Genomic DNA, 12,563 nt, shown 5'->3' with positions numbered 1-12,563 from the left:
ATGGACGACGCGGCAGTGCGCCGCGTCGTCTTCGTCGTTTATTTCGGAAGCCGTGTCTTGAGCGCGGTGAGGATGCGTCTGGCGAGCGCTTCGTAGTCCTCATCGAAATGGTGTCCGCCCTCGATGCCGAGCGTCTCGACGCCCGTTGCCTTCAGCCGTGGGCAGGGGTCGTCTTCCTCTTCCTCGGTTCCGTAGATACATTGCACGAGTTTCGGATCGATCCTGGCGATGTCGTCAACGGTCTTGCCGCCCTTGCCTTCGCCGGCCATGCCAAGCCAGCCGCCAACCGAGATCACGAAATCCACCTGATCGGAAAGGCCCATCAGCGTCAGCTGAACGACGTGCGACTTGTCGCGATCCGGCAGCTGATTGTAGGTTGCGGGCAGAATATCGGCGCCGAAGGAATAACCGATCAGCACCACGTTTCGAACCTTCCACTCCTTGCGGTAGGTATCGATGATGCGGCCGAGATCATTTGCCGTTTCCTGTGCCGTACGCTCCTTCCAGAAGTAGCGCAGGGCGTCCACGCCGATGACGGGCACACCCTGTTTCTGCAGTGCGCCACCCACTTCCTCGTCAAGATCGCGCCATCCGCCGTCGCCGGAGTAGATCACGGCCATCGTGTCCATGGTTGGTGCCGCCTCCAGAACCGTGATCGGCAGGCCAAGCGGCGAACTGGAATCGCCTGCGGCATCAATATGGTCGGACAGAGCCTGCGACAATGCATCCCCCGCCGTGTCGGTCGTGTCCTCGACATCGATGTCGGGGTGCAGTTTCACGAGGTCATTGACGTGATCGCGCCCCTTCTGGTCCGCATCCGGCGTGAACGACACGCTGACCGGCGCGGGCAGCGGCCCGTCCGTCAGGCCGTAAACGGTGTCGTTGCCTACCTTTTCCTTGCTTGCCGGAGTGCAGAGGATTTTCCGGAGTGGCAGGCCAGCCTTGGGGTCGACCGCGATCGCTTCGCCAATCGTTGCCGGAGGGCTCTGGGCGATCATGGCAAGCGCAAGTGTGCCGCCTTCGCCGATACCAGCCAGAATCGGCGTTTTGTAGCTGCTGGTACCGGCGGTGCGCTGGATCTGCTGCGATAGTGCCTCAATGTCCGAAATCATGTAGATGCATTCGTCTTCGTCTGCATCCAGCGTCTTGATATAGTCGCGGAAATCGATGCCGACGACGACAGCGCCCTTGTCCACCAGCGCCCTGGCGCGTTGTTCGTCGCTGTCAGTCCAGCCGTTCTCGTCCGAGATCAGAAAGATGCTGGCGAGGATATCGCCATCCGGCAGCATGATGTGATCGGCGGGGATCATGCCCGTTTCATAAGCCGGTTTGTCCTGCGAGAAGGACGTGGTTGGCGCAAGCAGGGCGAAGGTGGCGAAAGCCGCTTTCAGCAGGCTCAGTTTTCTCATTTTCCAATCACTCCTCTGACCCCTCCGCTGATGAGGACGGTGACGTCCATCAGCGCCAGCGCCGCGTCCGCACCGTTCTGCACGGCAAGATAGCGCGGTTCCCATTTCGGATGAAATTTGGATTTGAAAGCGCGCAGGCCCTTGAAGTTGTAGAAGCGTTCGCCGTGCTCGAAAAGCGTGCCGCCGATACGGTCCCAGACCGGAGCGATATCGCGCTTCGACATGCCCGACATCGGCGCCATACCAAGGTTGAAGCTTTCGTAGCCTGCCTCCTTCAGGTGCTGCATGATGCTGACGAACAGGAAATCCATCGAGCCGCGTGGTGCATCCACCGCAAAGCGCATCAGATCGATGGTGGCCTCCTTCTTCGTGTCCGTCACCATGATGTTGGCGAAGGCGATGATCTTGCCATCCTTTCGCAGTACGGCGACTGGCTGGGAAAGAATGTAGTCGGGTTCGAACGCACCGAGCGAGAAGCGTTTTTCGCGGGTGTTGTGGTGGGTGAGCCAACCGTCCGACACCTGCTGCAATTCGTCCATGATGTCGGCTACCTGCGGCGGGTCGATCACCTCGAAGCTCAATCCGTCACGTGCGCCGCGGCTCAGCGACTGGCGCAGGTTTGCAAGCTTGCCGCCCTTGAGTTCGAAGGTCGTCAGGTTCACCAGCGCGAGTTCGCCGAGCTTGAAGGCGCGCAGTCCCGCATCGGCGCAGTGCGATAGCAGGAATGGCGATATCTGGTAGAACGCGGCTCTGGCGCCTGCCGAGCGGGCTGCCTCCACGAATTCCCAGACCAGATCCGGAAAGTCCTCTTCAGCACCGACCGGATCGGTGAAGGCGATCCACGAGCGGCCCTGAATGCCGTACATGATGAAGGCGTTGCCGCTTTCGGAGAACATCACATGCTTGTCGCCCATGCGGACCAGATTGGCGTCGGCTTCATCCTGCTTCATTACGATGTCGGTCGCCTTGACGATGTCGTCCGGCAGAATGGCGTCGGGCTTGTATCGCACCGGCCGCATCAGGCTGAAGATCGCGATGGTCGAAGATGCCAGCACCAGTCCCAGTACCGCGCGCAGCCCGCGCGGCGCTTCCTCGGAAAATTCGAACTGCCACCACAGCGCGTGGCTGTAGTCGGTGTCGCGGTAGACGAACAGCAGGATGGTGGCCGCGCCTGCGACGATGACGGCCATGGCACCCAGCCAGCTCGGTCCGAGCGCCTGTTTTATCAGCGATGCATGGCGGTTGAAGCTGCGCATGTTGGCGACGAGTGCGGCGATGAAGATGCCGAGGAACGCGGCCTCGAAGACGGCGATGGCCTTGAGAAGCGAAAAAACAAGGGCCGCGGTTGCAGCGACGAGTGCAATCCACCAAGCTCCATCGAGGCGCTGGCCGAGGCCGCGTGAGGACACGACGAGAATGAGGCCGAGGATGCTGGTAAGGAAGTGCGCGGCTTCGATGATCGGCAGCGGCACGAAGTTCGAAAGGAAATCGAGATTGGTGTCGGGTGTCGGTGTCACGCTGGAGAAGATCAGCATGGCGCCAAGGATCATCGCATAGGCGGACAGAAGAGGCGGTGCCAGTCTGACGGCAAGCTGGCCGATATCCGACACCAGGGGTCTGGCGGCAAACTGCTTCATTTCGGAGGCGATCATCACCAGAATTGCGACGACCAGCGGCAGCACGTGGTAGATGACGCGGTAAAGGACGAGGCTGCCCAGCAGCTGATCGACGCTGATGGCGTTGCCGAGGCCGGCGACCATAACGGTTTCGAAGACACCCAGCCCAGCGGGAACATGGCTGAGGACACCGAGGCCGACAGCGGTCGCATAGATTGCAAAAAACGTCGGCCAGCCAAGGTTTGTTTCCGGCAGCAGCACGTAGAGCACGGATGCCGACGCGGCAATGTCGAGGGCCGAAACGAGGAACTGGCGCGACGATGTGCGGCTGTCGGGCAGCCGCAGCCGCCAGTTGCCAACGCGGATGGCCTTGCCGTTCCGGCCGATATAGGCGCCGATCACCAGCACCGCGATGATCGCCAGCGCTGCGGCCCGCAGCACCACGGCATCAACGCCGATGATGGAGGCAATTCTCGGGGCGACGATGAAGGTGGAAATCGCGCTGACGGAGAGCAGGCCAAGCCCGAAGGAGAGGGTGACGAAGGCGATGACGCGGGCGATCTCCCCCGGAGACAACCCCAGCCTCGAATAGGCGCGGAAACGGATCGCGCCGCCGCTCAAGGGGCCGAAACCGGCGGTGTTGCCAATGGCATAGGCGGCGAATGCCGTTGCTGCCATGGAGTGAAACGGTACCTTCCGGCCGATATATTCGATGGCGTTGGCATCGTACCAGATGAGCGCGAGAAAGCTCAGCGCCGTGAACAGGATCGCCAGCAGGATCGAGGTGAGCGATGTTCCCACAAGCGCGGCGATCACGTCGTCATAGCGGACTTCAGACGTCAGCTGATAGATCGCTACCGTCATCATCACGAAAATCAGGGTGATTGCCGTCGCCGTGATGTAGGGCCGATGTCTGGCGAGGAAGCCGTCTGCTTCGGCTTGTGCTTCGGTTTCCGTTTGCGCCACGTCGCTCTTGTTTGCCATTTTGCCCTGCTTGCCAGCGCCGATTTCATCATGGCGAACCACAGGATTGTGTCGCCATTTCGGTGTCATTCGGGAAATGTGATTAGCAGAAAGATGCGAACTGTCGATGTGTACTTTGGGCTTGGTTTCCGGGCAATTTCGCCAGAAACAATGGCGGAAGGCAACCAGAGAGTGCGTGTTTTTTCAGGTCACCACAAACTGTGCAGAATTAAACGCGCTGGTTGCTTGGTCGGGTTGTTTGATGCGACTACACGCTCCTTTCAATTGAAGGAGATGCCAATGAACATGCCAGCAAGAATCGTGATTTCACTCGTTGTCGCCGTGGTGGCGGGTGGTGGCTTCATGACCTATGACAAGATGCGGGGCGCGGAATGGGTGGTTTCGCCCCAGCAGATCGCCGAAGCAAAGGCCAAAGGGCAGACCGGATATGAATCAAGCCCCGGCACCGTGACCGTGCTGCCGATCCGCAGCGAAACGGCGGATGTCCTGCCCTTCAAGTGGGCGATGTTTGCGGCTGTCGGCGGTTTGCTTGCGTTTCGCGCCACCGGCAAAAAGAAAGCGGCAAAAGCCTGAGGCTTTGCCGCCTTTGTTCTCCGGCGCATCTGCGCCGGAGCAATTGCGATTATCTCGCCGTCTTACGCGCCCCAGGTCTGTTCCAGCACACGGATCCAGTTGCCGTGGCAGATCTTTGCGAGGGCGTCGTCGTCATAACCGCCTTGGCGCAGAGCCTTGACGAGCAGCTGGAGGTCGCCAGCGTCTTTCATCGAGGCCGGGATCGTCGTGCCGTCGAAATCCGAACCGAGTGCGACGTGATCGATGCCGATGCGGTTGGCGATGTAATCGATGTGGCGGACCAGTTCTGAAAGATCGGTGTCCGGGTTCTTCACGCCGTCCTGACGCAGGAAAAGAACCCCGAAATTGATGCCTACAAGCCCGCCTGTATCGCGGATCGCGTCAAGCTGGCGGTCGGTCAGATTACGGCTGTGATTGCAGAGCGCGTAGGCGTTCGAGTGCGATGCGACGAGCGGCGCGTCGCTGATCTTCGCGATATCCCAGAAGCCCTGCTCGTTCATGTGCGACAGATCGACCATGATTTTCAGTTCGTTGCAGGTCTTGACCAGTTTCTTGCCGGTTTCGGTGAGGCCGGGGCCGATATCCGGCGTCGACGGAAAGCGGAAGGGCACGCCGTAAGCGAAGATGTTCGGGCGGCTCCAGACCGGGCCGAGCGTCCGCAGGCCTGCCTCATGCAGAACGTAAAGCGTATCCAAGTCGCCAGCGATCGCTTCGGCGCCCTCTATATGGAACACGGACGCAAAGGCGCCTGCCGCCATGGCGTTGCGGATATCGGCCGCCGTGCGGCAGACCTTCAGCGCGCCGTTCGACTTTTTCTCGGCGCGAAACAGCAGGCTCGCCATGGAAAGCGTCGCGGAAAGGGCGTCCCGCTGTTCGGGAGCCGTAAAGTCCCCGTTCGCGTCCTTTTCCATGCTGGGTGACGGGACGTAGATGGCGCAGAGGCCACCTGCCAGCCCGCCCTTTCTGGCGCGCGGAAGATCGATGTGACCGACCGTGTCGCCCTCCACCAGAAGCGTTTCCGGAGACGGGTTGCCGGAGCGCCATAATCTCAGCAGCACATCATTATGTCCGTCGAATACGGGAACGGCCGTTTCGCTTGTCATGTTCGCATCACCCTGGAAATTTTCGGAAGCAAAGGAAGTGGGGAGCCGTCGTTGTCTGCCTTCGCGGGCGAAATTTCAAGGTGCGGGCAGATGCAATCCCTGCATAAGGCTTGCCAAATTTGGAATTGGTCTGGCCTCTAGCGCTCGTGGTAATCGCGGAAAAAACAAAAAATAACGACTGGATTGGGGCAAGGCTCCAGTCTTTTTCTCGACGATAAGGTCCGAAAGGGGATTTTCTGATGATTTCAAGACGCAACCTGCTGATCGCCGGTGCTGCCGTACCGTTCCTGTCCTACGCCCGTCTTTCTTTTGCGGACACGCCGAAGGACATTCTGGTCGTCGCCCAGCAGCTGGACAACATGACGAGCCTCGACCCGCATGAGGGTTTCGAAGCCGTTGGTGGTGAAATCATCAGCAACATGTACCAGAAGCTGGTGCGTGCAAACCGTGAGGATTCCACCAAGGTCGATCCGGTGATCGCAAGCGCGTGGGAAGCCGATGCCGACAGCAAGGTCTTCACCTTCACGATCGGCGAAGAGGCAACCTTCTCCAGCGGTGCGAAGGTGACGGCGGAAGACGTCGCGTTCTCGCTGCAGCGTGCGATCAAGATGAACAAGAGCCCGGCTTTCATCATCAGCCAGTTCGGCTTCACGCCGGAAAACGCTGAAACGACCATTGTTGCCACCGACTCCAAGACGGTGAAGCTGACGACGGCGAAGCCTACCGCCATCTCCTTCCTGCTGTACTGCCTGTCGGCCAACATCGGCGCCATCGTCGAAAAGAAGGCCGTGCTCGAGAACGCCAGCGGCGAAGATCTTGGCAACGGTTGGCTGCAGAAGAACAGCGCCGGTTCCGGCGACTTCGTTCTCCAGTCGTGGAAGCCGAGCGAAAGCGTCGCGCTGACCGTCAACCCGAAGGGGCCGTACAAGGGCAACCTCAAGCGCATCATCCTGCGTCACGTTACCGATCCTTCCTCCCAGCTTCTGATGCTTCAGAAGGGTGACATCGATATCGCCCGCGACCTGACCTCGGAGCAGCTGCGCTCCGTCCAGAACGATGACAACATCGTGCTCGAGCGCAAGAGCATTGCATCGCTGGTCCTGATCTCGCTGAACCAAGGCAATGAAAACCTTGCCAAGCCGCAGGTCTGGCAGGCCATCAAGTGGGCGCTGGACTACAAGGGCATGCAGGAAAACATCGTGCCGCTGACTCACGAAGTTCACCAGAGCTTCGAGCCGAAGGGCTTCCCCGGCGCCGTCAACGACGTTCCCTACCAGCGTGACGTCGAGAAGGCCAAGGCGCTGATGGCGGAAGCCGGTCTTGCCGATGGTTTCGAAATCTCCATGGACCACTATTCCGCGCAGCCTTACCCGGATCTGGCGCAGGCCATTCAGGCAAACCTTGCCGATATCGGCATCAAGGTGCGTCTGCAGTCGGCGGAAAACCGCCAGGTGCTGACCAAGATGCGCGCTCGCGAGCATCAGATGGCATTGTCCGCCTGGGGCACCGACTACTTCGATCCGCATTCCAACGCCGATGTATTCAACATCAACAAGGACAATGCGGACGATGCCAAGTCGAAGCCGTTCCTGTGGCGCTCGCGCTTCAAGAACGACGATTTCGCCGCCAAGGCTGAAGCCGCCCGCGACGAGAAGGATCCGGCAAAGCGCGTCGAGCTTTATGAAGCCCTGCAGCGCGAGCACATGGAAAACAGCCCGTTCGTCTTCATGTTCCAGACGACGAAGACGGCAGCCTTCCGCAAGGGCGTTTCCGGTTTCGAACTCGGTGTTCTGTCCGAGGGCAACTCCTACCACGATGCGAAGAAAGCGTGACATTGAACAAACGCCTTAAAAGCATATCGTCGACACTGAGCAGCGTCATTCTGACGCTGTTCGGTTTGATGATCATCACCTTCATGATCGGGCGCGTCATGCCCGTCGATCCCGTCATCGCGGCGGTCGGCGACAACGCGCCCGAGGATGTAATCGTGCGTGTGCGTGCCGAAATGGGGCTGGACCAGCCGCTGGTCGTCCAGTTCTTCCACTATGTCTCGCAGGTTCTGCACGGCGATTTCGGCAACTCGATCCTGACCCGGAATCCGGTCTGGGTCGATATCAAACGCGTGTTTCCTGCCACCTTCGAGCTTGCCACCGCCGCACTCATCCTTGCAGCGTTGATCGGCATTCCGCTCGGTGTCTGGGCTGCCGTGCGGCAGGGCAAGGTGACAGACCAGATCATCCGGGTCGTGTGTCTGGCAGGCCATTCCGTGCCAGTCTTCATGCTGGCGCTGATTTCGCTGCTGGTGTTTTACGCCACGCTTGGCGTCGCACCCGGACCGGGCCGACAGGACATCATCTTTGACGGCATGATCGATCCGGTCACCGGGCTGATGACGGTTGATACGCTGCTGGCCGGTGACTGGGATGCCTTCCATGACGCGATTGCCCATATGGTGCAGCCCGTCTGCATTCTCGCCTATTTCAGCATGGCGTACATCACCCGCATGACGCGCGCCTTCATGATCGATGCGCTCAAGGGCGAATATGTCATTACCGCCCGCGCCAAGGGGCTGTCGGCCTTGACCGTCATCTGGGGACACGCGTTCCCGACGGTTGCCGTGCAGCTCGTGACGGTCCTTGCGCTCACCTATGCCGGTCTTCTCGAAGGCGCGGTGGTGACGGAAACCGTGTTCAGCTGGCCGGGGCTTGGCCAATACCTCACCGTCTCGCTGATGAACGCGGACATGAACCCTGTCGTTGGAGCAACGCTGTTGATCGGCCTCATCTATGTCGCCCTCAATTTGCTTGCCGACGTACTTTACCGAGTAATGGATCCACGCGTTCGATGATGCTTGCTACCTTCAGAAACTGGGCGCTCGATGAAACGCCGCATTCCCGACGCCAGGCGGCGTGGGGAAATCGCTATCGCATCTGGCTCAGCCTCAGATCCAATCCGCTGGCGGTGATCGGCCTGACGATCATCGTTCTGTTTATTGCTCTTTCGCTGCTTGCGCCGGTTCTGGCGCCGTACGATCCGGCAGCGCAGAACCTTGGCAATCGTCTTGCTTTTCCGAGTGCGGAACACTGGTTCGGCACGGATGAGCTTGGCCGCGATATTCTTTCGCGCATCCTTTACGGTGGCCGCGTCACGCTCGGCATGGTCATCGCCGTCGTCGTTCTCGTTGCTCCCATCGGTCTTGCGATCGGCTGTATCGCCGGTTACTTCGGTGGTATCGTCGATACGGTGCTGATGCGCGTGACGGACGTTTTCCTTGCGTTTCCGCGTCTCATTCTGGCACTGGCGTTCGTTGCCGCGCTGAAGCCCGGCGTCGAAAGCGCCATTCTCGCCATCGCGCTCACCGCATGGCCTCCCTATGCGCGTCTGGCGCGTGCGGAAACCATGACGGTTCGCGGCAGCGATTTCGTCGCCGCCTACCGCCTGACCGGTGCTTCCGCATGGCGCATCATCGCCCGCCACATCGCACCGCTCTGCGTACCGAGCCTTATCGTGCGCATCACGCTCGACATGAGTTCGATCATCATCACGGCCGCAAGCCTTGGCTTCCTCGGCATGGGCGCGCAGCCCCCGTCTCCGGAGTGGGGCGCGATGATTGCCACCGCCAAGCGCTTCATTTTCGAGCAATGGTGGGTCGCCACCATTCCGGGTATAGCCATCTTCCTCGTTTCGCTTGCCTTCAACTTCCTTGGCGATGGCCTGCGCGACGTTCTCGACCCGAAGGGACAATGAGCCATGCTGGTCGAAATTGAAAATCTGAAGATCGCATTCCAGACACGTACCAGCCGTTTCGAGGCGGTGCGTGGCGTCTCGATGAAACTCGGCACGGAAAAGCTCGGCATCGTCGGTGAATCCGGTTCAGGCAAGAGCCTGACGGCGCGTGCGCTGATGAAGCTTCTGCCACCGATTGCCGATATTAGGGCGGACAAGCTCGCTTTCGACGGTATCGACGTTTTGTCGGCCAGCGAAAGGCAGATGCGTCAGATCCGTGGAAAACGGGCTGGCTTCATCCTGCAGGATCCGAAATATTCGCTGAACCCGGTCAAGACCATCGGCGCGCAGGTTGCCGAAGCATGGCGCACCCACAAGGGCGGCAGCAAGCGGGCCGCCATGGAAGCGGCCATCGGCCTGCTCGATCAGGTGAAGATCCGCAATCCGCGTCAGGTTGCCGGTTCTTACGCGCATGAGGTTTCCGGCGGCATGGGCCAGCGCGTCATGATCGCCATGATGCTGGCGCCGGACCCGGAACTTCTGATCGCCGACGAACCGACCAGCGCGCTGGACGCCACGGTTCAGGCGGAAATTCTGCGTCTGATCGAGGAACTGGTGTCGGAACGCGGCATGGGTCTTATCCTCATCAGCCATGACTTGCCGCTCGTTTCGCATTTCTGCGACCGCGTGGCGGTGATGTATTCCGGCCGGGTGATGGAGGAGCTGAAAGCTTCCGAGCTTCTGAAGGCCGAGCATCCCTATACCAAGGGGCTGTTGAACTGCATTCCCTCGCTGACGCATCCGCGCGAGCGTCTTCCCGTTCTCAACCGTGATGCAGCGTGGTCCAGCCAATGATTGACGTCGAAAATCTGCGTATCAAGTTCGGCGACCGCGAAGTGGTCAAGGGCGTTTCCTTTTCCGTGGAAAAGGGCGGCAGCTTCGGCATCGTCGGTGAAAGCGGCTCGGGCAAGTCGACGATCCTGCGCGCCATGGCAGGCCTGAACGAAAGCTGGGAAGGCCGTATCGCCTTCGGAGGCAAGGACGCCCCGCTGAAGCGCACGCCGGAATTCTTCCGGCAGGTGCAGATGGTGTTTCAGGATCCTTACGGATCGTTGCACCCGCGCCAGACCATCGACCGTATCCTGAGTGAGCTGCCGCTGGTTCACGGCATGGACAATATCGAAAAGCGCATTCAGCAGGCACTTTCGGATGTCGCGCTGCCGCAGGCCGTACGATTCCGTTTCCCGCACCAGCTGTCCGGTGGCCAGCGTCAGCGCGTGGCGATTGCGCGTGCGCTCATCGCTGACCCTCAGGTCCTGCTGCTGGACGAGCCGACCTCGGCGCTCGACGTTTCGGTGCAGGCGGAAATCCTCAACCTTCTGTCGGATTTGCGCGCCGCCAGAAACCTTACCTATATCCTCGTCAGCCACAATCTTGCGGTCATTGCACATCTCTGCCCGCAGGTGGGTGTGATGCTCAACGGCGATATGGTGGAGCAGCTCAGCGCGGAAGACCTGCGCGAAGGCCGGACGAAACACGAGCATACGGCTGAACTGCGCAGCCTCAGCATAAGACTGGAAGAGCCGGCTTGATGCCGGCTTTCCTTTTTCAGGAATACGAGACGGAAACATGGCACAGCAATTCGACTGGAACGCGGCGTCTACCATAGCGCAGGGCTTTGCATCGCAGTGGGCGGGTAACGAACCGGGTGGTGCCGTCATTGGCTTTGACCTTCAGGGCATCCGCTCCGCCCACGCGGGCGGGGTTGAAAGCCTCTCGACCTTCACACCGTTTACGCCGCAGAGCGTCGTGCGCTACGCCTCCGTTACCAAGCATGTGTTCTGCGCCATGGTGCTGGCGCATTCCGATCTGATCGGGCTTGACGATCCGCTTGGCAAGCACCTCCCGGAATTGCAATCGCCGCTGTCGGACGTCACTGTGGGGCAGGCGCTGGATATGAGCGGCGGCCTACCGGACACGCGTGAATGCCTCTCCCTTCTCGGGCTCTCTGTCTACACGGAAACCAAAGCCGGTCCGCTGCTGGAGTACCTGTCGCGTCTTACGCGTCTGAACTTCGCGGCGGGGGCCGAAGTCTCCTATTCCAACACCGGCTACCGTCTGGTTGAGGCGGCGCTGGAGCGCAACGGCTTCCGCTTCGATGATTTCGTGCAGGAACGCATCGCCGCTCCGTTCGACACTTTTCTCAAGGCGCCGGATGTCTGGAACGATCCGGTCGATGGTCTTGCTCCCGGTTACTGGAAAGGCGAGACGGGCTGGCAGCTTTCCGCCGCTGGCCTGCATATCTCCGCTTCGGGCAGCCTTGCCGGAAGTGCTGAGGCGCTGACCCGCTGGTTGCAGGGGCTGATGCGTGGCGAGGGTACGTTCGGCGGCGTTCTCGATCAGCTCTCCGCAGAGCGTCCGCTGGCGGATGGCCGCATGAGCGAATACGGCCTTGGCCTCAGATGGTCGCATCTGGGTGAGAGGCGTTTCGTCGGCCATGGCGGATCGCATCCGGGTTACAAGACTTACTTTCTGCTCGATCCCGACAATGGGACTGGTTTCGTCGTGGTTTCGAACCGTGAGGACACCAATGGCTTCAAGATCGCGCTGGAAAGCATGGCGGCGTTGACCGGCCTGCCGTTGCCGAAACCTGCCGCCACCTTGCCGGATGGCCTGTACGTGACGGAAAACGGTCCATGGTGGCTGGAGATCAAGGGTAGCACATCGACCTTCATCGATGGCGACGACACGCTTTATGAGGATGCAGACGGTTGGGTTTCATCGCGCTCCGCGTCGTCCCCCATGCGTTTGAAGCTGGAAGGCGACGCCATCGTCGGCGAGGCCGGTCATGCAAAGCGCCGGTTCCTGCCGGTCGGGAAACACCCCGTTCCGCATATGCTTTCCGGTCGCTGGTATTGCAGCGAGGGCGCGGAGTTCGAGATTTCCGGCGCATCGCTGACCATGGGCATCGGCCCGACGCGTCGCTCCATGCCGCTGACGGCGCTTGGCAATGGCCGTTTCCTGTTCACGCTCACCGATGGTCCATGGACGAAGCGGATCTGCCTGAACATGCTTGACGACGACCGGATCGAACTCGTTTCCAGCCGGGCGCGGATGATTGAGTATTCGCGAAGCCGCTAAAAGGGTTTCCA

At 60.3% G+C, this 12,563-nt stretch carries 10 protein-coding genes; 7 read left to right on the top strand and 3 right to left on the bottom strand.

Annotation, left to right across the window (positions count from 1 at the left end; genetic code table 11):
• Positions 1 to 38: 38 nt before the first annotated feature.
• Positions 39 to 1,409, bottom strand: coding sequence for a virulence factor family protein (locus tag N7578_RS20770; RefSeq protein WP_311112113.1), 1,371 nt, complete (start codon positions 1,407 to 1,409; stop codon positions 39 to 41).
• Positions 1,406 to 4,009, bottom strand: a complete 2,604-nt coding sequence (gene mprF / locus N7578_RS20765; protein ID WP_311112112.1) for a bifunctional lysylphosphatidylglycerol flippase/synthetase MprF — start codon at positions 4,007 to 4,009, stop codon at positions 1,406 to 1,408. The genes N7578_RS20770 and mprF overlap by 4 nt, the downstream gene beginning before the upstream one ends.
• Positions 4,010 to 4,288: 279 nt before the next feature.
• On the opposite strand from mprF, the gene N7578_RS20760 reads away from it, so the two are divergent.
• On the top strand, positions 4,289 to 4,582 hold the full coding sequence (locus N7578_RS20760; protein ID WP_311112577.1) for a hypothetical protein: 294 nt from the start codon (positions 4,289 to 4,291) through the stop codon (positions 4,580 to 4,582).
• 62 nt (positions 4,583 to 4,644) lie between these two features.
• Here the strand turns inward: N7578_RS20760 and N7578_RS20755 are convergent, their stop codons facing one another.
• Positions 4,645 to 5,685, bottom strand: coding sequence for a dipeptidase (locus N7578_RS20755; RefSeq protein ID WP_311112111.1), 1,041 nt, complete (start codon positions 5,683 to 5,685; stop codon positions 4,645 to 4,647).
• A 239-nt stretch (positions 5,686 to 5,924) separates the two neighbouring features.
• Between N7578_RS20755 and N7578_RS20750 the strand changes: the two genes are divergently transcribed.
• From N7578_RS20750 to N7578_RS20725, 6 genes are read left to right on the top strand one after another with little or no spacing between them, the layout of a single operon-like run.
• Entirely contained in the window at positions 5,925 to 7,517 is a 1,593-nt protein-coding gene (locus tag N7578_RS20750; protein WP_311112110.1) for an ABC transporter substrate-binding protein, read from the top strand.
• A 2-nt stretch (positions 7,518 to 7,519) separates the two neighbouring features.
• Positions 7,520 to 8,533, top strand: a complete 1,014-nt coding sequence (locus N7578_RS20745) for an ABC transporter permease (protein WP_311112576.1) — start codon at positions 7,520 to 7,522, stop codon at positions 8,531 to 8,533.
• Positions 8,530 to 9,432: a nickel transporter permease gene (nikC, locus tag N7578_RS20740; RefSeq protein WP_311112109.1), complete on the top strand. Its 903-nt coding sequence runs from the start codon at positions 8,530 to 8,532 to the stop codon at positions 9,430 to 9,432. Before N7578_RS20745 ends, nikC begins: the two co-directional genes overlap by 4 nt.
• A gap of 3 nt (positions 9,433 to 9,435) precedes the next feature.
• The gene (locus tag N7578_RS20735) at positions 9,436 to 10,266 is read left to right on the top strand and encodes an ABC transporter ATP-binding protein (protein ID WP_311112108.1); all 831 of its coding nucleotides are present in this window, start codon (positions 9,436 to 9,438) and stop codon (positions 10,264 to 10,266) included.
• Positions 10,263 to 11,003 (top strand): ABC transporter ATP-binding protein, encoded by a 741-nt coding sequence (locus tag N7578_RS20730; protein WP_311112107.1) that lies wholly within the window; start codon positions 10,263 to 10,265, stop codon positions 11,001 to 11,003. Before N7578_RS20735 ends, N7578_RS20730 begins: the two co-directional genes overlap by 4 nt.
• A gap of 37 nt (positions 11,004 to 11,040) precedes the next feature.
• Positions 11,041 to 12,552, top strand: coding sequence for a serine hydrolase domain-containing protein (locus N7578_RS20725; protein ID WP_311112106.1), 1,512 nt, complete (start codon positions 11,041 to 11,043; stop codon positions 12,550 to 12,552).
• Positions 12,553 to 12,563 lie beyond the last annotated feature (11 nt).

Source organism: Agrobacterium tumefaciens, from assembly GCF_031801495.1.
Classification (GTDB): Bacteria; Pseudomonadota; Alphaproteobacteria; order Rhizobiales; family Rhizobiaceae; genus Agrobacterium; species Agrobacterium tumefaciens_K.
This window is presented reverse-complemented; position numbering and strand designations above follow the sequence as displayed.